Source organism: Dehalogenimonas sp. THU2 (genome assembly GCF_039749495.1).
Lineage (GTDB): Bacteria > Chloroflexota > Dehalococcoidia > Dehalococcoidales > Dehalococcoidaceae > Dehalogenimonas.
Genome location: NZ_JBDLLU010000002.1, coordinates 44,289 through 63,783 on the forward strand (window position 1 = coordinate 44,289; position 19,495 = coordinate 63,783).

A 19,495-nucleotide genomic window follows, 5' to 3' on the forward strand; every position below is an offset into this window, starting at 1 on the left:
GAACAAAGTTTTCAATTCACTGCTTTCCTCCTCTCTCCGCGGATGATTCTGCATGGTTAGCGGCCTCCTGCCTACGGCGCATGGAATCGCCCTTGAGAGTAAGCCGGTAAGCATTGTGCAGCAGCCTGTCGCAGATGGCGTCGGCCATGGTGGGATCGCCGATCGCCGGGTGCCAGTCAGAGACAGGACATTGGCTGGCCACGACGGTGGCGCCGGCGTCGTAGCGGGCTTCGATGATTTCCAGCAGGTCGCGGCGCTCAGAGTCCACCAGAGAAGTGAGCAGAAAATCATCGACGATGAGCAGTTGCACCCTCGATAGCTTGTCCAGCAGCCTGAGGTGGGAGCCGTCGCCTCGCGCCTGTTGAAGGCTCTCGAAAAGCCTTGGCGCCCGGGTGTAAAACACGGTGTAACCGGCTCTAGCGGCTGAGTTACCCAAGGCGCAGGCGATGAAAGACTTGCCGACACCGGTCGGCCCGGTGACCATCACATTTCGGCGGGCATCCAGCCATTGGGTGGTCGCCAGGTCCAGCATCACCTGCTTGGAGAGGCCCCTGGTGTGGGTGTAGTCGATATCTTCCAGTGTCGCCGGCTGCCGCAGTTTGGCATTCTTTAAAAGGCGCGTCAGACGCTGGTTATCGCGATAGGTCTGTTCGTCCTGGATCAAGAGGCCGACGAAGTCGGCGTGAGAGAGTTCGGCATGAGCGGTCCCGGCCAGGCGCTCACTCAGTCCCCTGGCCATGCCGAAAAGCTTGAGCGAGTTCATGATGGCGATGGTTTGTTCGTTGAGCATGAGTGCTTCCCTTCTAGTTGTAGAATTCGGGTCCCCTGATGTTGTCGTGAAGCGGTAAAGTCGCATGCCGCCGTTCCAGCTTCGGCTCCGATCGGGAGTCCAGTCCCGAAGCCAAGATGGAGCATACCGACCTGTAGGTGCAGGTGTTGTATTCAAGCGCTCTTCTCGCCGCGGCTTCGACGCGGGATGGCTCATACTGCCGGGTCAGTCTCATGATGCCCATGCAGGCGCGATAAGACTGCTCGGGGTAGGTGCGGGACAAGAGTATCTTCTCCACCAGTTGGGCGGTGGCCGCCCCGGTCTTGCCTGCCCACTGGATGAAGCGCGACGGGCTCCACTCGGCATACTGGCGGTGCGACGGCGGCATGTGATCTCTTAGCGTTGAAGGCTGGCCCCGGACACAAGAGCGGGCATGTGCGGCTACTCGTTCGCCCTTATGCAGCACCTCGATGGTGCTTACCGTCAGCCGGACGTCCAGTCTTTCACGCAGCAATTGGAAAGGCACGCTATAGAAGTGCCCGTCCACCTCGATATGGTAGTCGATGTTCACCCTGGCCTTGCGCCATTCGGCGTACTCGTAGGCTTTCGGCGGTAGAGGCAGGGCACTCGGCCGGTCGAGTGCTTCGAAGAGTTCATTTCGTGACTTCCCCATCCGGCGCATGGTGCGGGCGTTGATTCGCTCCAGGCACTCGCGGATGGCGGAGTTGAGCTCGGAGAGGCTGTAGAAGGTGCGTTCCCTTAGCACCGCCAGTATCCAGCGCTGGGCTACCAGCACGCCGCCTTCCACCTTGGCCTTGTCTCGAGGACTCCGCGGGCGCGCCGGCAGGACGGCGCAGCCGTAGTGCTCGGCCATCTCGGCGTAGGTCGGGTTAATCTCCGGCTCGTAGAAGCAGGCTTTGCTGACGCCGCTCTTGAGATTGTCCGGTACCAGCATCCGGGGCACACAGCCGAAAAACTCGAAAGCGCGCACGTGGGATCCGATCCAATTCGGTAGCGTCTGGCTGAGCGTTGCCTCGGCGTAGGTGTGGTTGGAGGCGCCCCAGACGGCGACGAAGAGCTGGGTGGGGAGGAGTTCGCCGGTGGCCAGGTCGACGACGGAGTGGCCGCTTGAGTAGTCGATGAACAGCTTCTCTCCGGCCCGGTGCTCCTGGCGCATGCAGAAATCGAGCTTGCCGCGCCAGCGGCGATAGTACTCGCAGAATTGGGTGTACTGGTAGCCGTCACTGTGCTTTTCTTTGTATTCCAGCCATAGCTGGATCAGCGTCAGATTGACGTTCTTGTAGCCACGCAGTTGGTTATAGATGTACTCGCAGTCCGGCGGCGGCCGCGCCGCCGCAGACGCCGGGACAATGACCGGGAAAAGCCGAGCCTGGATCTCGGTCTCAGTGATCTCGGCCGCCCCAGCCCAATCCAGACCGGCGACGGTGGCGCGCCTGAGATAGTTCCCTACTGTGCTTCGGGTGACGTTGCAGCTGCGGGCGATCTCGCGTTCGCTGAGACCGCACACATATCTTAAACGCAGGACTTCTTTTATCTTACGCATGGGCAACCTCTTGTTCGGCATAGAACCTCTTTTTCCAGAGATTCTATGGCTTTCGTTGCCCCAGCGTCGCTTTACCCCGTGATGGTTACCTGGATTTCAGGTGCCCTTCTCCACCTCGGCCATTTTACTCCGTGACGGTGGCCAAGTTAGTCCGACAGGGTGGCCAAGTTGCTCCGAAACGCTGGCCACTTTGCTCCGAAATACGCATGCAGCACGGGCAACGGGCTCACTCATGGTTTGGGGTACATCGTTGTTATGGGAATAACAGTACACGCAATTTAGATTACAAACGTCCGTAAGAAGCAGACCCACTCGCGTAGGTCGATACTCTGTTGGTTCTTGAACATCGGGACTGCCCGGTACCGGCCCTGAGGTTAATAAACCTAGAATTGACAATGAATTGATGAATTTTCGGTCCGCGGAAGTTCTGGGGACAAAACCCTCTTCGTTGAGAGCTTTCATAATAGGAATTGCAGCCTGATTCAGGCTCAAGACCCGATGATTCTTAGGAAAATAGGCTAATTGCAGATTATTATGCTCAAGCAAAAAGCACTTCTCAACAAAACAACTCGCGCTTTGCCTGATAGACAAAGTTTTCATAAAAGACATCTAAATTCGATTAGAAACGGGAGCTACCTAAAACAGGCGCTCAAATAAATTTGTCTTGGGTATCTTCACGCCACCTTAAAATCAAGGGCCTGAAGTAGCTATGCCTTTTGGGTTGATCCCGGATTTCTTCACCGGACCAGCCTTGATTACAGCCGGCTTTACGACTGGTTTAACTGGTTTTACGGGTTTCTTTTCCATATCAAACCTCCAGATTCGGTCTCATGCCAATTATACTCTTCCACTTAAAACGAAGCCACATGTGACCATCCCCACTAATACCGCCCCATCCCACCCAGCTTCTCAACCCAAATCCCCTCCAGCATCTTCAAGTCCTCGATGAACTGCTCCTGGCTCTGGCTTTCCTTTTTCTCCAGCGTATCCAGCACCTCGAAGGTGAAGGCGGCGGCGCCGGATTCCTGCCAGTCTTTCCGCATCTTGTAGTCGAAGGGATTATTGGTAGTCACCGAGAAATTGAAGGCGTTTTGCCTGGCCTGGATGTCCGCGGCGGAGTCCAGCAGGTAGCGGCCGCTTGTGGTATTGGTCACCTTGAAGACGCCGCCGGTAATCTTGCGCTGCTTGTAGGCGTTGATGAGGTCTTTTCTGTTATCCATCGGGTTCCAAACTCCGTTTTCACCGTTTCAGAGATGATAGCACTCCCACTGAATAATCCCAATTATGAGCCTCGATAGCGAGCGTCGCATCGCCGCTGTAAACGACTGAGAAGTGTTGTCGAACGTCAAGCCCCAAAAATTGGAGCTCTCCTCCAAAAAATGGTACAATCCATAAGCTCGGAAAACAGATAGTACCGCTAGTACCGCGCCGGGCTCGGGTTTCTCACCGGTCTCCGTCAATTCTCTGAACAGACAGGCCGCATTCGTGCCTGACCTGCGGCCAATTTTCTACAGCAAGGATTCTATAACTATGCAATATAAAGCCTACTCGCTCCACAACTTCAAGACCATCCCCCAGGTCCAGAAGCTGTCCGCGGAGCAGATACGGGATATCGAGATCGTCGGCTCGGTTCTGCCCTTCAGAACCAACAATTACGTCATCGACGAACTGATTGATTGGAACGCCGTCCCCGACGACCCGATGTTCATCGCCACCTTTCCGCAGAAAGCCATGCTGGCCCCGGCCGATTACCGGCTGATGCGGGATCTCCATGACAGTGGCGCGGATTCCCAGGCCATCCAGGACGCCGTGCGCAAGATCCGGCTGCGTCTCAACCCCCACCCCGCCGGGCAGCAGGAATTTAATACCCCCGTCATGGACGGCGAGACGTTGCAGGGGCTCCAGCACAAGTACCGGGAGACGGTGCTGTTCTTCCCGGGACAAGGCCAGGTCTGCCACGCCTATTGCACCTTCTGCTTCCGCTGGCCGCAGTTCACCAAGATGGAAGAGCTCAAGATATCTTCCTGCGAGGTGGAATCCCTGGTGAGCTACCTGGCCGCGCATCCGGAGGTTACCGACGTCCTTTTCACCGGCGGCGATCCCATGACCATGAAGGCTCTTGTCATGGCGCGATATATCGAAGCGCTGTTGGTGCCGGAACTGGCGCATATCCGCACCATCCGCATCGGTTCCCGGTCTTTGACCTTCTGGCCCTACCGTTTCGTGACCGATCCCGACGCCGCCGAGATGCTGGATCTCTTCCGCAAGGTCCGCGCGGCTGGGAAACACCTGTCGTTCATGGCCCATTTCAATCACCCGGTGGAACTGGAACCGGAGATCGTCCGGGACGCCATCCGGCGCATCCAGGAAACCGGCGCGGTCATCAGGACCCAGTCGCCGCTCTTGAAACACATCAACGATGCGCCCGAAATCTGGGCGGAACTGTGGCGCAGGCAGGTTGCCCTGAACTGCGTGCCCTATTACATGTTCATCGCCCGGGACACCGGGGCGCAGCGCTATTTTTCGGTGCCGCTGGTCAGGGCCTGGGAGATCTACCGGCAGGCGTTCCAGTCGGTCTCAGGTATCTGCCGGACCGCCGGAGGCCCCAGCATGTCCGCCTTCCCGGGCAAGGTCCAGGTCCTCGGCGTCGCCGAGGTCGCCGGTGAGAAGGTGTTCGTCCTCCGCATGGTCCAGGGCAGGGACCCCGACTGGGCCGCCCGCCCCTTCTTTGCCGCCTACGACGAACGCGCCACCTGGTTCGACGACCTCAAACCGGCCTTCGGCAAGAAGGAGTTCTTCTTCGAGGAAGAACTCCAGGTGCTGCTGACCCCCGGCGAGTACGAGGGCTGTTTCTAGACGGCTTCCGACGTTCCCAAACATCGTCGATCCGTAGGGGTGACACCGGGTGTCGCCCGCCCCGTTACGCCTCGCCGGGGATGTGCGGCCGCAGGAACGACGCCAGGCGTCGCCCCACCCTGTTATTTGGAATATGCCTGGATTTCGTCGATAAGACCCATCGTGTATGCTTTTTTCACGATATCCCAATCGCCCCTTCGGTTGAAAAAAAGAGTGCAATAGTTTCTTTGTATTTGACTCCCGGTGAACAGATAATCCCTGATCACTTCTAAACCTTCCGGAGAACTAACCAAACCCAGAGAGTAGTCGATGAACCTTGAATCATTGAAGGTCATTTCAACATGCAGGTCTTTTAGAATCGCCTTCACATCGTCAGCGGTTCCTTGTTTCGCCAAATTAAGATAATACTGTAGCTTACTGACAGGTTGGTCTGCCATGGGGGAAACTCCTGGCTCATCCTAAGGTGTTCAATTGGGCGATTATAGCACCGAACCACGACAGGATGAAGCCTGCTTTTGGGTTTGGGTTTATGATATTATTCCCCCATACGGAGAGTGAAACCATGACCATCACCTACCAACCCTTCTCCCCGGCGGACTACCCCGTCGCCATCGCCCTCTGGCAGCAATGCGAAGGCATCGGCCTCAGCGACGCGGATTCGGAGGCGGCCATCCGGTCCTTCCTCGACCGGAACCCGGGTACCAGCTTCGCCGCTTTCGACGGGGACAGGCTCATCGGCACGGTTCTAGGCGGCCACGACGGCCGCCGCGGCTACCTCTACCACCTGGCGGTGCATCCCGGCTACCGGCAGCAAGGCGTCGGCTGCACCCTCGCCAGAAAATGTCTCGATGCTCTAAAAGCCCGAGGCATACAAAAATGCCACCTCTTCATCTTTAACACCAACGAAGCCGGCATTAATTTCTGGCAAAAACTCGGTTGGACGCAGCGGCAGGACATCAGCGTCATCTCAAAGGTGATGGAACCAGGCACCTGCTGATGCTCGATAGAGGAACTCCGTAGGGACACGGCGTGCCATGTCCTCCCCACCGTCTTAACCAACTTCCGCCAATTCTCCGCTATAATTAAAAAAAGAGGTGTGTCGAGGGAGGGTGCAAAAAATGAAAGCCAAACTATCATACCTGTTTGTCGCCCTGTCACTCGTCACAGCCATTATAGCCGCCGGCTGCTCCCAGCCTTTCATCCCGCCCCCCGGCGAGGTCGAAGCCACGGAGTTCCAGGGCGTCACCCTCACCCCCATCAACAACCAGAATAACAATGCCCTGGCCGGCACGCAGGTAATCGACCGGGAAACCTACCGCCTGACCGTCGACGGACTGGCGGCTTCCCCATTGACCCTCAGCTACCAGGATCTCCTCAACCTGCCCCAGGTGTCCAAACTGATCACCCTTCACTGTGTCGAGGGCTGGAGCTTCGTGGCTAAAATGACCGGTCCCTCGCTTTCTTCGATCTTCGACATGGCCGGCGCCGATCCCGCCGCGACCACCGTCATCTTCTACACCGCCGACGCCCCGGGCGGCTACACCTCACTCGAGATGAGTTATATCCGGAGCCAGGACGTCATCATCGCCCTGAAGTTGAACGACGTCACCCTGCCCCCCGACCGCGGCTTCCCCTTCCAGGTCGTCGCCGAAGGCAAATACGGCTACAAATGGGCCAAATGGGTAATCCGCATCGAACTGTCGTCGGATCAGGATTTCCGCGGGTACTGGGAGATCCGCGGCTACAACAACAACGCCGACATCACCGGCCCCCGCCTGGAATAACCACAAAAAGTCATTGCGAGGTTACCGCCGAAGCAATCCAATGCCAAATTAAGTCGCATGCCACGCCCGACCCCGAATCCCCCCACGCAGCTGAAATCTGACAGCTGACGGCTGACAGTTCGCATAATATTTCCGAAACCCGCCAAAATCCTATTGACAGCCCAAGTGTGCAGGTGTGCTACAATACGTTCTCCGATAAGTGTTTTACAGGATGGACTTGCTGATTTTACGTACTCTGCCGCCCGACGGACTTCTTCGCTTGATTCCCACGGATCACCGCCTGAATTGTTTCGATTGTTTTTACTTGTCACAACGAAACAATCTCACGTTTAGCACGTCGGGTTCCAATCGTGAAAAATCGGGATTGTTTCCTAAAAATAGCATCGGTGAAAAAACAAACACTGTCATTTGCTCTCCCATATCGGTCATCCCCAAAGCTAGAAAAATGGGTTCGTTTCTGCACTTTGGAATACGACTCCGAAATTTTTTCAGCAAATCTTCTAAGTATCACTCATCTTTACCACCGGCGATGGCCGGCCCGTTCGCATTTGGGCTTCCAACGTCATATAATGGCTTATCATCTGGGAGGAACCTGAATTGGCGGACTTAGATAAAAACGATCGCGTCATGATCTTCATCGACGGCTCCAATATGTACCATTCGCTGAAAGCGCACTTTCACCGCAGCGACATCGACTTGGGCAAATTCTGCGACAAGCTGGTGGACAAGCGCCGCCTGGTGCGCATCTACTATTACAACGTCGAGGTCGGCCAGCGCGAAGAGCCGGAGCGATTCAAAGATCAGAAGGTTTTTTTCGACAGCGTGGAGGCCATCCCCTACACCGAGTTGCGACTGGGCCGCCTGGTCTATACCAGCGCCTGGCCGAACACCCCTCCCTACGAGAAGGGCGTCGATGTCATGCTGGCCACCGACATGCTGACCCACTGCTATAAAAACAATTACGATACCGCCATCCTCGTTGCCGGGGACTCCGATTTCGTCGGGGCGCTCCAGGCGGTCAAGGACAACGGCAAGCACGTGGAAGTAGCCCTCTTCGGCGAGGAGCGAACCTCCGTCATCCTGCGCAAAGTCGCCGATGTCGTCCACGTCATCGACGGCAACCTGCTTCGCGGCACCTGGAAGATGCCGACGCCCAGCCGCCAGCAGAAACCCCGCCGCCCCCAGCGCCCCCCGCTGGTTCAGCCGCAACCCGCACAGCCGCAAGCGACACCACAACCGCAACCGGCTCAACAGCAACCGCCACCGCAGCAGCCACCGCCGGCCGCCCAGCCGCAGCCTGTTCAGCAGCCATCGACCCCGCCTCAGGCTCCGCAACCGCCGCCATCTGCGCCGCCAGTGCCGCCTCAACCCAGGGCACCTCAACCCCAGGCTCAGGCACCCCAGCCTCAAACTCAGGCGCCTCAGCCCCAACAGCCGCCCCTGCAACCCTGGCAGCCCTGGAAACAGAAGCAGTTGCCGGAAAAAGAAGCGGATCTGGCCTGAAGGTAACGAATTGCAGCCGCCCCCTGCTTGGTACGTGGTTAAAACCTTTGGTATTTGGAATTTAGTATTTGTTTAGGATTTGGAATTTAGGATTTAGGATTTCCCCGCAGGGGCTCGATGGTCTGGAATAGAGTCCTCAAAAACCGCCTGGAAGCCGAAACCGGCGCCGTGGTCAAAGACTGGGGCGGCCAGCTGCCGGTAGCCATCGTCTTTCCCAACAGCTATCGCATCGGCATGTCCAACCTGGGGGTGCACGCCCTCTACAAGTGGCTGAACGCCCGCGAGGATTTCATCGCCGAGCGCGTCTTCTGGGATGAAACCGAACTGTCCACCAGCGGTGCCCTGTCCGTTGAGAGCCGTCGCCCCCTGACCGATTTCAGCGTCCTGGCCTTCTCGGTGTCCTGGGAACTGGACTACTTCCATATCCCCCGCATCCTCCGGGCGGCCGGTCTCCCGGTGTATTCCCGCGACCGCGATGAGTCCCATCCGCTCATCATCGGCGGCGGGGCGACGCTGACCGCCAACCCGGCGCCGGTAGCCGCTTTCTTCGACGCCATCTGCGTCGGCGAGGCGGAGGCGATCCTGCCCGCCCTGGCAACGCTCCTTCCAGAAGGCATCAATCGACCCCGCCAGGAGCTACTCGGTCTCTTGGCGACGATCCCCGGCATCTACGTCCCCCAACTCGCAACTCGCAACTCACGACCCGTGACCCCCGTCAAACGCCAGTTCACCGCCAACCTCGATGACTTTCCCGTCGGTACCGCTATCTTCACCGATGACACCGATTTCGGCAACATGTACCTGCTGGAAGTGCAAAGGGGCTGCCGCTACTCCTGCCGCTTCTGCCTGGTAGCCGGGGCCTTCTGCCCCTTTCGCTGGCGGTCCGTCGAGCTGCTGCTTAAAGAAGCCGAAGCTAATTTGAAATACCGCGACCGCATCGCCCTGGTCGGCCCGGTCGCCGGCGAACACCCGCAGATCGTCGAGCTGCTGCGAGGTCTCCGGGAGTTGGGTTTCGGCCTGTCCATCGGTTCGATGCGGGTCAAACCCATCTCGACGGACGTCCTCGACGAGTTAGTCAAGGGTGGCGTCAAGAGCCTGACCATCGCCCCGGAGGCCGGCACGCCGGAACTGCGCCGCAGTATCGGCAAAAACTTCTCCGACGATGACGTGGTCGAGGCGGTGAGCAAGATCGGTGCGGCCGGCATCAGGCAGCTGACGCTCTACGCCATGATCGGCCTGCCCGCTGAAACCGACGAGGATGTGAATGCACTCATCGCCCTCACCCTCCGCTGTAAATCCGAGGCCGACAAGCATCGGCTGCTGCTGTCTCTGAACGTCTCAGCCTTTATCCCCAAGCCGCAGACGACTTTCGAACGGCAGCCCATGGCTGACACCGCTATCATCGTGCAGCGCTTCGACATGCTGGAGCGGTCTCTTTCACCTCGTGGCGTCAAGGTGAAAGCGGATAACGCCGACTGGGGCCGTGTGCAAGCCGCCCTCTCCCGCGGCGACGAACGCCTGACACCGGTCATAGAGAAGCTCGACAAGATATCCCTGGCCGGCTGGCGCCGGTCAATGAAGGCCGCAGGGCTGTCTACCGAAGATTACGCCCAACGCAGATTCGAAACCTCAGAATCGATGCCCTGGAGTATGATGCAGATGTAGCTGTATAGTCTGAAGTGCCTATAATTCGATCATGGAGTCAACCTGCGGCGACCCGAAAGTCCGTTCACACATATGACAGGCATAACATTGATTCCGGCAGTTCTTAAGGGTTTGCTCCAGTTTCAACCCATTTTCGGTTAGCCAAATACTGTCGCGCAGGTCCTCCCTAATCTTGTCCGGATCATGTTCAAACGGCGCCATCTTAAAAGCTCCCAATGCCCAGCCACTCACAGGTGCCAGATTATTTTCAAGTATTTCGGAAAAACATGAAACAGCGTTATCCTTAGCACTCCAACCGTACTGTAAAGAGCCTTCGCCTTCTAGGCGAGTAAACGCCGTCAACCGGCCACTGAACTTAAAGATATCAACAAGCTCGGCATATTCCTTAAAAGTCGATGGACTCACCCAGACGCAATTGGTGCCGGAACGCGGCGTCAGGCTCTTCCCGGTTGCAGAATTCCGCCACCGATCGCAAGTACTCTCTCCAGGGGCGCTCAACCAGTAGTTCACCTTTTTATGATAGATCTGGAGATCATCATGTTCCCGTTTGAACGGGCAAAAAGGCAGACAATCTTCCATCACCAGCATACATGTTTTTACATACTTATCTGGATGCCTCGTCTTGAAGTTTTCTACGGCATCTTTTATCCGCCGAAGCTCGATCAGATTACGGTTTAAGGAGCGGTCGAGCTGAACAACGTTGTAACCTAAATGGAGATAATCAAGTACCTGTTGCGCAGTCGCCACCTGTTGATTTACTGTGTTTTTCCATTTCATTTCCGGAAACTGTCGCTGCAACACGCCAATCCTCATCATATGATTGTTGGCGAGTGTGCAGCTGCGCAAACCGCGTTGATAGAATGCGCCTAGCCATTCAATAAAAGCTCTAACTACCTTATCGTTCTTACTGTAAAATAGTTCAATTGGAATGTTTAACTGATTTATGGTCAGCGAGATATCAATGCCGAATTCCCGTTGGATTCTGAATAAATTATCCACCTGGGCATCCGTGGCTTCCACACCCATCACATTGCCATAATTGACTTCGTGTAGTCTCTGGTGACTATCATAAACTTCATTCTCGTGATAGCGATACCGGAACATCTTCCCGAAGTAGATGTCATATATCTCATGCCGAAAACCGGGCGTCGAATTTTGGATGACATCATAATAAGTGTCAGCCCCCGGCCAGCTATCAAAATGGGCAATGGAAAATCTTTTGTTTAAGTCCATAGTTCTTTTCCTTAAATCACCCATTGACACCGGGCTTTATTGCCGTAATAATGCCGCTTCCCACCCCATTATCACGTGCCACCAACTTAACCTCAGAAAAACCAGCATCATCGACCAGCTTGATTAGTTCCTCTTCGGAATAAGCTCCGACCATAATGTTAAACAGAGCTGCGGGCAAAGGACCGTTCTTTTCATTATTGAGTAGAAATTCCTGGACAATAAGTAACCCACCCGGCTCAAGTACTCGAAAAGCTTTTACGAGCTTGCCTTCCGCATTACTTTCCGGTCCATGAGCCACATTAGATAATAAGATGGTGTCGCAAACCGGCCCAAATTCATCGGTATCCCAATCCCCGGACCTGGTGGTGATGCGATCCTCGAGCCCAAAATGTTTGATAACCTGCTGCGCGATCTCAAGCGTCTCCATCGTATCCCAGATAACTGCCTTGAGTTTCGAAAATCGTTCGCACAATACTATGGCATAGGTACCAGGCCCGCCGCCGATATCAAGCAATAACCGTCGATCACTTAAGTCAATATTTGCCGCCATGAACTGCGCGCCGCCGTTAATTGCCTTGCCATGCATAGCCATCGGGAAGACGCTGGTTGAAGGGAGTATATAACCCGCACCCTGCTGTAATTGCTTCATCAGCCGATGCCGTTTGGTATATGCTTCACCGCCTCGTGCCAAATCCGGTAATATCGACCATTCCCACCACATGTGTTCATCAAAGTCCAACACTCCGCCGATATAACGCAGGCTTTCAAGTAATAAAGTATCCCGACCTAGTTCGGTAAGCGAAAACTCTCCACCATCTCGATTTAATATCTTCAGAGCGCATAAAGCAATCAGCAATTTTTCCGTCATCTCCGGATTAATCTGAAGCTCACCAGCGACCTGCGCCGCACTCCGATCCACTCTTAATGCTTCAAAGATTCCCAATTGATGACAGGCCAGAAATGTACGACTTATCCTGAATTGCCAACCCAATTCCGTTAATGCCTGAGCGGTTAACAATCCTTCAACTTCATTACGCTCATCAGGTGTTCTTTTCCCCATGAAATTTCCTCGTAAGATTCTGTTCTCACAGTATAACAATATTTCAACGATCTCTTGAATACAAGCATTCTATCAAAATAAAAAGAGGGCGGGCTGAATCGCCCGCCCCCCAATTTATCCCAGAATATGGGATTACCACATATACTTGCCGGCGCCAAAAATGGTGTCACCTTTATACGTCGCAAGATCCTTCGTCCACCAAGCTTCCATCTCTTCCGCAGATTTGACTTTACCATAACCAAAGGCCCGATCCATTGTGGCAAAAAATCCATTAAATACCCCGGTAACTGATGCGGTTGCCCGTACCACGGGATGGATTATGGCCTCTGAAGGATGGTTGAAAGGACAAGTCGGTTGACAGATACCGCAGTTGACGGGAGCGCCAAAACCAGAGCAAGTATCCCAGTTCATCCAGAAAGCCTTGATACCAGGATTACTCCTGAGAACTTTAGGTTCCCAACTGGGTTCATCACTCATATCAATGGATTGACTCGGGCAAACCTCGCCGCACCTTTTGCAAGTTTGGCAGAAACGATGCCCACCAAAATCAATCGGCTTGGTTGGCGCCAATGGCATGTCAGTAATGGCTGAATTGGCATACCGGCTTTCCAGTCCCCAACCAGGACTCATGCGATAATTTGGCCTGGCCTGCTCAGAAATGCCAGCAAATATTCCATATGCCGTATTTTGTGAAGGCATTGACCCGCCTGGTCGTAACGTCATATACCCTAGACCTTTGACGAAAGATGTCGCCATCGCCCGGGTAAATTTAGCAGTGTTGTATCCAATCGAATCCATGCGCCCAATCGGAACCGAAGAACCATATCCCGATGGATTAGTCGGATCTGCTGAATAGTTGTAGGTACTCTGGACCTGTGGCTGCTGGGTTTCCCAGACGATCATCCATTTGCATTTGTTAGGAATACGGTAGACCTTACCGTCCTGTACGGCATCGTCCCGATCCTCCCATGATATTAAGTCTTTATTGAATAGCTTCTTCATGTTATCGGTTATTTCAATAACACCGACCGCAGCTGTTCCAAAAGAATGGAAGGCTGCTCTGAGTACTTGCAGATTATATTCTGGAGATTCATTATAGGGCGATGTTACATCAGTAGCCGACGGTTTCCAAAAACTGGTCTCACCATCCCAGGCCGGATCAGTGCCACCACGACCTGAGGCACTATACCAGGCTAAACCACGACGGTCATAACCAGGAAGTTTGCCTGCCAGACCATCAGCTTTGTCTTTCGCGACCCTTGCAGCAGTGGCATCTTTGACTTCTTGAGCTACAGGGACGGGAACATGCACGCTTGTGTCATAGTTTTGATAGACTTTCCAGTCTACCTCTGTGGTTATGTTTTCGTAATCACGTTCTTTAATCCACCATGCTTTTTTCTCCTGGTAAGAGCCGGCTACCTCATCTAAATCATGGAATATAGGTGAAGCGGCAGCAGCTGCACCTATACCAGCACCAGCTAGACCCAGACCCTTCATAAAATCTCTGCGGCTAAGGGTAGAATGGAATGTGTTTTTCATATTAGTGCTTCCCTCTCTTATAAAATTGTGAATACCGTGGTCTTCTTCAACTACTATTTAACGATCCCAGATATCTTTATTCAGATACCACCCCCTGATTTTAAAATTCGATTATTCGTAATCTCGTAAACTATACTCCTTTAACACAGGGTTGTACATACGCCTTTTGGCGTATTTTTTATTAACCCGCCTTAATATATTAATTTTTTATCTATACACATGGATTTTCACGTCATGTTAAAACAGGAGGAGGGGCTGATATCAGCCCCTCCTTATATCTACTGGCGACAGACAGTTACTGCCGCAACAACTCCGTCACCACCACCGCCACCTCTTTACCGTCGGCCTTGCCCCGGAGCAAAGGGGTGAGCTTACCCATGACCTTGCCCATGTCCTGCGGTTTGTTGGCTCCCACCTCGGCGATGACCTTTTTTGCTTCAGCGGTAATCTCATCGCGGGAAAGCTGGCGAGGCAAGTAGCTCTCGAGGATTTCGAGTTCGGTCTGCTCCTTGTCAACCAGATCCTGCCGGTTACCCGCCTTGAAAGCCTCGATGCTCTCGCGTCGCTGCTTCGCCATCTTGGCGATGACGGCGTGAATCCCGGGATCATCCAGTATCTTTTGCTGTTCAATCTCGGCATAGTTCACTGCGGAAAGGATCAACCGGAGAACTGCCAGTTTATCCTTGTTCCCGGCGCGCAGTGCGTCTTTGAGTTCGGCCGGCAGGCTTTCTTTCAGGCTCATATCAGTTATTTTCCTTACAGTTAATAAAATGGGTGATTGAACGCATTTTCGAACGGGTTATTCAGATTCTAGGCGGGGCCGTCCGGAGTGTCAAATCAGATGTAAAAAAGCGGCTGAAAAAACTTCCAGCCGCCCGATGGCGGCTGGTGGCTGGTAGGAAACAAGATGTATTATTTAACACCTAATTTAAAGTCCCGGTCAACTTCTTTATGGGGCACGCCGATTTCATCTTCCAACCAGAGTTTGACATCGAGGTAAGTATCGGAGCCGATATCCTGACGCGTCCACTTGAATTCGCCTTCAGCCAATTTGGCTTGATGGATTGCCTTGAGTTTATCTTCGATCTTGATCGGCCAGGTAGTTTTCTCTTTAGCGGGCACCTTGGCAACTTCGCCGTACTTCCGTCCGAAGCATTCGTCAAAAAGGTCAGCGGCTACTATCGCGTAGTTCTTGTTGACAATATGCCGGATGGCTTCACCCAGTGTCAATCCCATAATACTGATAGTTCCCTCCTTTTATGTGTTGATATTATAACATCCCCGGCAAGGTAATTAACAGTGACGCTCAGGAATTCGGTTGATTGACAGCTGTATTAAGTGGTTTAGAAGCCCGGGCAAAAATGTACAAACCGCGAATGACGTCCAATTCCTCGACTACGAATCCGGCTTCCTGCAGCATCTGGCGCCACTCTTCTTTGGTATGAACGAACATGATGCCTCGTTCCACCGCATAACGAACGAAGGTGTTCATGAACAAGGACAGGACGGGGTTTTTAGGCTGATAGATATCAAAGATGACGATCTTTCCGCCGGGTTTGAGTATCTCATAGCTTTTCTTGAGCAGACGGGAGAAGAGCTTGAATTCATGGGAAGCGCTCGAGTTATAGATGCGGTCGAACTCTTCTTCTTTGAAGGGCATCTGGTAAGCGTTGCCCTTGATGAGTGTCTTGTTGTCCCGTTTCACCTTGGCGTTCCGCGCCAGCATGGCGTCGGACTGGTCCAACCCAACGATTCTCTTGGCCTCGATGGTGTTGCAGATGTACCCTGTGCCGCAGCACAGATCCAATATCTCCATCTGAGAGGTATCCTCGTTAAGCATCCTTTTACGCATGCTTTCATAGGTCCCGCCCATAAAGAGTTTGGTTAGAAAATCATAAATAGGAGCGATTGTCTCAAAAAAACGCGGTTCTACCATATCAGCCTTTCATCTTAACAAAAACCCGAGCGCCACAGTCAAATTAGTGACCGAGTAAACCATGACCATATACTTGTTGGCACCGGCGACCTTGATGGGGTCAAGATAGTGCCGATGCGCGGCTTTTGCCGCTGAAAATGCCAGCGGAATCCCCGCAAAAGCTAATGCCGCTGCCGGTGGCAGTACCGAGGTGCCGATAAGCACCGCGATATAAACATAGATAGCACCGAGCGAAATGATGAACAGGTTCTTAGCCCGTTGTTGCCCCAGGCGGTAGGTCAGGTTGCGTTTTTCAGCAGCCCGGTCTTCGGCATAATCGGGAATCTCGTTGATAATGATCATCGTCCACATCGAAAGGCCGGGTATGAGGCCGATTAACAAGATCTCGGGTGTAAGACTGCCGGTATGAACGTAATAGCTCCAGCCGGTGATCACCGGGCCGTAACCCATAAGCATCGCCAGTTCCCCCAGCCCCCGATAGGCCAGGCGGAAAGGTTTGGCGGAATACAGGATGGAAATAGCGGCGCCGACGCCGGCCAGTCCCAGGCTCCAAACACCGACGGTAACAGCAAAATAGATTGCGGCAACAAGCGCCGCCAAATATAGTCCGACGATGACCGTCATGGCCTGCCTGGGCTTAATACAGCCGGAGGCCAGCACTCCCGACCCGCCGGAAAACGGATTCTTGGCATCGATTGTGCAGCGGTCAGTGCCATATTTGAAGTCCAACGTGTCGTTGAACATGGTCAAGCCGATCTGCACCGCCGCGGCAGCCAGGAAAGCGATGATGAAATGTGCCGAATTGAAAACGCCGGCAGCAAAAGCCGCGGCCCCACCGATGGTTACCGGTAAGACGCCCTGGGGCAGGAATTTCAGACGCGCCGCCTGCACCCAGTAATTGAAAGGTACAGCCGCCGGGCTAGTAAGCGCTCTCAAGGACTCCCCTCAACAGTGACTCCGGCACCTTGCAAGCGATCTTGCCGTTCTCCTTGTGGAAACAGCCGAACGCTTCCAAAAGGAAGAAGTCGTTGATGGCAGTGCGCCGCTTGTTGTCAAAGGTCAGAGTCTCCAAAATCTCGTCGATAGAGATATCGGCTGGGATACGGGTCGGCAGGCCGATCTTTTGGAAAATGGCTTCGATTCGGGCCGCCAGCTCCGGCGACATGAAACCCAGCGCCGCAGAGATCTTGGCTTCGACGGTCATACCGATAGCGATGGCTTCACCGTGCAGCAGTTGCCCGTTCTTGCGGATCTCCAGGGCATGACCGACGGTGTGCCCCAGTTCCAGTTGCGGGTCGAGCTTACCCTCGTAAGGATCGATGATCAGTAACTCCAATTTAAGTTCGATGGTATGAGCAGAGATATATTCGATGTCTTCCCAGGAAAAATTCGGTGCGCAACGACCAATGAACTCAAAAAAGGTTTCTTCCTGGCAAAGGCCGTGCTTGACCGATTCAGCGAGACCGGCTCTGATCTGACGCTCCGGCAGTTTCCTGAGGAAGGCGAAGTCGATAAAGACGAATTCCGGCGGGTAATACTGACCGAAGAGATTCTTGCCCCGTTTGTAATTGACCGCTTGCTTCTGGCCGATAGCCGAATCGATCTGGGCTACCATAGTGGTGGGAACATGAAAGAAACGGATACCGCGGAAAAGAAGCGCCGATAGCAAGCCGCCCAGGTTGCCGACGACGCCGCCGCCGAGGCAGACTATGACGCTGGATTTAGTAGCCCGGGCATCTAGGACCTTGGCGCCGAGCGATTCGAGGGTCGAGAGGGTCTTGGACTGCTCCCCGGCAGGAAACACGAACGCATGAGTTTCGGCGACCTGCTCAAGCTGGGCTTTGACCTCGTCTAGATACACGCCGGCAACATTGTCATCGGTGATAATGAAGAACTTATCGGCGTCAAGTGTCCGGGCGCACTCCGCAAGGTGATCGATAATACCCCGGCCGATATAAATGGGGCGGTAGCGTCCGCCACCGATATCGTATTGCAGAGTTTTAAGTTCAGTCATTTCACACTTCATTTCTTATAACCCACCACAACGGTTCCCATGCCGCCGCTCTGATAACGGTGCCATACATCTGCAAAACCATTATCGGTCAGTATGCGGGCGATATCCGTGTTCTTGGGCAACAGCATCACCGAATTATAGAGATAGCGGGGTGAACCTTTAGCCGTACCTAGTATCTTGCCGGCGACAGGCAGCATATATTTCAGGGCAAAAAGGTATAACCCGCGCAGCGGTTGTTTTTCCGGCTTGGTCATATCCTGGATGATAAACATTCCGCCGGGTTTAAGGGCTGCGTAGACATTCTTCGCCGCCAGGTTTTTATTGGCAAAATTACGGAAAGCGAAGCAAGTGGTAATCACGTCGTACTTGTTCTCGCCGTAAGGAACCTCGGAATCGCCGACCCAGAAATCGATCTTCCGGTCGCTGAAACTTTTTGCCTGGCGTTTCTTGGCGACTCCGACCATCTCCGGCACCAGGTCGAAGGCATCGATCTCGATATCCGGAAAGTGCCTGGTGGTATTAAAGGTGACGAATCCAGTGCCGCAGGCTAGGTCCAGCATTTTCAGCTTTTCCTTACCCTGCTTGAAATGCCCGATGACCTTGAGCACGTCTTTAACCCAGCGGCGGTGGATGCCCATACCGATGATGTCATCATGAAGGTCATATTTCGGTGCCTGGTAGCCGAAAAGCTCCAGCATGTAGGCCTTGCGTTTACGAGCGGCCTCAGAGTCGAAGCCCGGGTCCTTAAGGTGTTGATCCATTGTCCCAGTCGCCATCTCTTAAGCCCCCGGCTTAAAGCCGACGATGATACAGGCAATACCACCGGAGAGGCTCTTATGATAGCAGTTGACCATACCGTTGGCTTCCAGTATTTTCTGGATCTGGGCGTTGGTGGGCATCATGTCGGTACTCTTTTTGAGCCAGCCCGCCGCGGATTTCTCGGTACCCAGGATCCTGGCGAAGATAGGGAGAATAAACTTCATGTAAAAAGCGTACAGGCCCTTCATCGGATGCCGTTCGGGTTTGGTCAGATCCTGGATGATGAAGATGCCGCCAGGCTTGAGGGCATTGAATACATTCTTGGTGGCCAGGTGCTTGTTGGCGAAGTTGCGATAGGCGAAGGAAGTGGTCACGATGTCGTATTTTCTGTCACCGAAGGGAACCTCGGCATCGGCCACCCAGAACTTGATCTTGCGGCCTTTGAACCCCTTATCATAGCGCTGTTTGGCCACCTTGATCATGTCTGGCGACAGGTCGAAAGAGTCGATATCGATATTCGGCATCTTCCGGGCAACGTTATAGGTGACAAAGCCGGTACCGCAGCCCATGTCCAGCATATCGGCGCGCTTCTTGCCCTTCATGAACCGCTCGACGATCTTGACCATGGTGCGCACCCAGAAACGATGAGCGTAGAAGCCATATATATCATCGTGGAGATCATAATTCTTTGCCTGTACCACGAACAGGTCTACCATGTACTTTTTCCGTTTTTTAGCTTCTTCCGAATCGAATCCCGGATCTTTCACCGGCGCTATTGTTTCCATGAGCACTCCTTACCCAGCAATTAAATCA

General features: G+C 54.0%; 19 protein-coding genes. 5 read left to right on the plus strand and 14 right to left on the minus strand.

The genetic code is table 11. The annotated features are described in order from the left end of the window. Positions 1 to 16: 16 nt before the first annotated feature. The 3 genes from istB to ABFB09_RS01250 all read right to left on the minus strand — a co-directional run bounded on the left by istB (position 17) and on the right by ABFB09_RS01250 (position 3,553). Entirely contained in the window at positions 17 to 790 is a 774-nt protein-coding gene (istB, locus tag ABFB09_RS01240) for an IS21-like element helper ATPase IstB (RefSeq protein WP_346999298.1), read from the minus strand. Between the two features lie 13 nt (positions 791 to 803). Further along, positions 804 to 2,354: an IS21 family transposase gene (istA, locus tag ABFB09_RS01245; protein WP_346999299.1), complete on the minus strand. Its 1,551-nt coding sequence runs from the start codon at positions 2,352 to 2,354 to the stop codon at positions 804 to 806. Positions 2,355 to 3,214: 860 nt separating this feature from the next. Further along, complete coding sequence (locus ABFB09_RS01250; protein ID WP_346999300.1) at positions 3,215 to 3,553, minus strand: GIY-YIG nuclease family protein; 339 nt, start codon at positions 3,551 to 3,553, stop codon at positions 3,215 to 3,217. 310 nt (positions 3,554 to 3,863) lie between these two features. Between ABFB09_RS01250 and ABFB09_RS01255 the strand changes: the two genes are divergently transcribed. Further along, positions 3,864 to 5,189: a lysine 2,3-aminomutase gene (locus ABFB09_RS01255; protein ID WP_346999301.1), complete on the plus strand. Its 1,326-nt coding sequence runs from the start codon at positions 3,864 to 3,866 to the stop codon at positions 5,187 to 5,189. A 122-nt stretch (positions 5,190 to 5,311) separates the two neighbouring features. Here the strand turns inward: ABFB09_RS01255 and ABFB09_RS01260 are convergent, their stop codons facing one another. Continuing rightward, positions 5,312 to 5,626, minus strand: coding sequence for a hypothetical protein (locus ABFB09_RS01260; protein WP_346999302.1), 315 nt, complete (start codon positions 5,624 to 5,626; stop codon positions 5,312 to 5,314). A 125-nt stretch (positions 5,627 to 5,751) separates the two neighbouring features. On the opposite strand from ABFB09_RS01260, the gene ABFB09_RS01265 reads away from it, so the two are divergent. The 4 genes from ABFB09_RS01265 (at position 5,752) to ABFB09_RS01280 (ending at position 10,141) form a co-directional block, all read left to right on the plus strand. Next, positions 5,752 to 6,186: a GNAT family N-acetyltransferase gene (locus ABFB09_RS01265; RefSeq protein WP_346999304.1), complete on the plus strand. Its 435-nt coding sequence runs from the start codon at positions 5,752 to 5,754 to the stop codon at positions 6,184 to 6,186. 121 nt (positions 6,187 to 6,307) lie between these two features. Next, positions 6,308 to 6,973, plus strand: a complete 666-nt coding sequence (locus ABFB09_RS01270; RefSeq protein ID WP_346999305.1) for a molybdopterin-dependent oxidoreductase — start codon at positions 6,308 to 6,310, stop codon at positions 6,971 to 6,973. Between the two features lie 597 nt (positions 6,974 to 7,570). Further along, positions 7,571 to 8,476 carry an NYN domain-containing protein gene (locus ABFB09_RS01275; RefSeq protein WP_346999307.1) on the plus strand — a complete coding sequence of 302 codons (906 nt, stop codon included), beginning with the start codon at positions 7,571 to 7,573 and terminating at the stop codon, positions 8,474 to 8,476. A gap of 117 nt (positions 8,477 to 8,593) precedes the next feature. After that, positions 8,594 to 10,141: a radical SAM protein gene (locus tag ABFB09_RS01280; RefSeq protein ID WP_346999308.1), complete on the plus strand. Its 1,548-nt coding sequence runs from the start codon at positions 8,594 to 8,596 to the stop codon at positions 10,139 to 10,141. An 18-nt stretch (positions 10,142 to 10,159) separates the two neighbouring features. Here the strand turns inward: ABFB09_RS01280 and ABFB09_RS01285 are convergent, their stop codons facing one another. The 10 genes from ABFB09_RS01285 to ABFB09_RS01330 form a co-directional block, all read right to left on the minus strand. Next, positions 10,160 to 11,374 carry a hypothetical protein gene (locus ABFB09_RS01285; protein WP_346999310.1) on the minus strand — a complete coding sequence of 405 codons (1,215 nt, stop codon included), beginning with the start codon at positions 11,372 to 11,374 and terminating at the stop codon, positions 10,160 to 10,162. Between the two features lie 16 nt (positions 11,375 to 11,390). Further along, positions 11,391 to 12,434, minus strand: a complete 1,044-nt coding sequence (locus ABFB09_RS01290) for a methyltransferase (RefSeq protein ID WP_346999312.1) — start codon at positions 12,432 to 12,434, stop codon at positions 11,391 to 11,393. 132 nt (positions 12,435 to 12,566) lie between these two features. After that, positions 12,567 to 13,973 carry a reductive dehalogenase gene (locus tag ABFB09_RS01295; RefSeq protein WP_346999313.1) on the minus strand — a complete coding sequence of 469 codons (1,407 nt, stop codon included), beginning with the start codon at positions 13,971 to 13,973 and terminating at the stop codon, positions 12,567 to 12,569. A 295-nt stretch (positions 13,974 to 14,268) separates the two neighbouring features. Beyond that, on the minus strand, positions 14,269 to 14,715 hold the full coding sequence (locus ABFB09_RS01300) for a GatB/YqeY domain-containing protein (protein ID WP_346999314.1): 447 nt from the start codon (positions 14,713 to 14,715) through the stop codon (positions 14,269 to 14,271). A gap of 170 nt (positions 14,716 to 14,885) precedes the next feature. Then, entirely contained in the window at positions 14,886 to 15,209 is a 324-nt protein-coding gene (locus ABFB09_RS01305; RefSeq protein ID WP_346999316.1) for a hypothetical protein, read from the minus strand. 70 nt (positions 15,210 to 15,279) lie between these two features. After that, the gene (locus ABFB09_RS01310; RefSeq protein ID WP_346999318.1) at positions 15,280 to 15,909 is read right to left on the minus strand and encodes a methyltransferase domain-containing protein; all 630 of its coding nucleotides are present in this window, start codon (positions 15,907 to 15,909) and stop codon (positions 15,280 to 15,282) included. 9 nt (positions 15,910 to 15,918) lie between these two features. After that, a complete protein-coding gene (locus ABFB09_RS01315; RefSeq protein ID WP_346999319.1) occupies positions 15,919 to 16,845 on the minus strand; it encodes a prenyltransferase in 927 nt (308 codons plus the stop codon). Next, on the minus strand, positions 16,829 to 17,923 hold the full coding sequence (locus tag ABFB09_RS01320) for an iron-containing alcohol dehydrogenase (RefSeq protein ID WP_346999320.1): 1,095 nt from the start codon (positions 17,921 to 17,923) through the stop codon (positions 16,829 to 16,831). Before ABFB09_RS01320 ends, ABFB09_RS01315 begins: the two co-directional genes overlap by 17 nt. An 8-nt stretch (positions 17,924 to 17,931) precedes the next feature. Beyond that, a complete protein-coding gene (locus ABFB09_RS01325; protein WP_346999322.1) occupies positions 17,932 to 18,684 on the minus strand; it encodes a class I SAM-dependent methyltransferase in 753 nt (250 codons plus the stop codon). An 18-nt stretch (positions 18,685 to 18,702) separates the two neighbouring features. Then, positions 18,703 to 19,467 (minus strand): class I SAM-dependent methyltransferase, encoded by a 765-nt coding sequence (locus tag ABFB09_RS01330; protein ID WP_346999323.1) that lies wholly within the window; start codon positions 19,465 to 19,467, stop codon positions 18,703 to 18,705. Positions 19,468 to 19,495: the final 28 nt, after the last annotated feature.

Bases quoted from the DNA above. Each gene is read 5' to 3' on its own strand.
- ABFB09_RS01265 (WP_346999304.1), top strand. From the start codon at position 5,752: ATGACCATCACCTACCAACCCTTCTCCCCGGCGGACTACCCCGTCGCC.
- ABFB09_RS01330 (WP_346999323.1), bottom strand. From the start codon at position 19,467: ATGGAAACAATAGCGCCGGTGAAAGATCCGGGATTCGATTCGGAAGAA.
- ABFB09_RS01250 (WP_346999300.1), bottom strand. From the start codon at position 3,553: ATGGATAACAGAAAAGACCTCATCAACGCCTACAAGCAGCGCAAGATT.
- ABFB09_RS01320 (WP_346999320.1), bottom strand. From the start codon at position 17,923: ATGACTGAACTTAAAACTCTGCAATACGATATCGGTGGCGGACGCTAC.
- ABFB09_RS01300 (WP_346999314.1), bottom strand. From the start codon at position 14,715: ATGAGCCTGAAAGAAAGCCTGCCGGCCGAACTCAAAGACGCACTGCGC.
- istA (WP_346999299.1), bottom strand. From the start codon at position 2,354: ATGCCGAACAAGAGGTTGCCCATGCGTAAGATAAAAGAAGTCCTGCGT.
- ABFB09_RS01285 (WP_346999310.1), bottom strand. From the start codon at position 11,374: ATGGACTTAAACAAAAGATTTTCCATTGCCCATTTTGATAGCTGGCCG.
- ABFB09_RS01295 (WP_346999313.1), bottom strand. From the start codon at position 13,973: ATGAAAAACACATTCCATTCTACCCTTAGCCGCAGAGATTTTATGAAG.
- ABFB09_RS01305 (WP_346999316.1), bottom strand. From the start codon at position 15,209: ATGGGATTGACACTGGGTGAAGCCATCCGGCATATTGTCAACAAGAAC.
- ABFB09_RS01270 (WP_346999305.1), top strand. From the start codon at position 6,308: ATGAAAGCCAAACTATCATACCTGTTTGTCGCCCTGTCACTCGTCACA.
- ABFB09_RS01310 (WP_346999318.1), bottom strand. From the start codon at position 15,909: ATGGTAGAACCGCGTTTTTTTGAGACAATCGCTCCTATTTATGATTTT.
- istB (WP_346999298.1), bottom strand. From the start codon at position 790: ATGCTCAACGAACAAACCATCGCCATCATGAACTCGCTCAAGCTTTTC.
- ABFB09_RS01260 (WP_346999302.1), bottom strand. From the start codon at position 5,626: ATGGCAGACCAACCTGTCAGTAAGCTACAGTATTATCTTAATTTGGCG.
- ABFB09_RS01325 (WP_346999322.1), bottom strand. From the start codon at position 18,684: ATGGATCAACACCTTAAGGACCCGGGCTTCGACTCTGAGGCCGCTCGT.
- ABFB09_RS01280 (WP_346999308.1), top strand. From the start codon at position 8,594: ATGGTCTGGAATAGAGTCCTCAAAAACCGCCTGGAAGCCGAAACCGGC.
- ABFB09_RS01255 (WP_346999301.1), top strand. From the start codon at position 3,864: ATGCAATATAAAGCCTACTCGCTCCACAACTTCAAGACCATCCCCCAG.
- ABFB09_RS01290 (WP_346999312.1), bottom strand. From the start codon at position 12,434: ATGGGGAAAAGAACACCTGATGAGCGTAATGAAGTTGAAGGATTGTTA.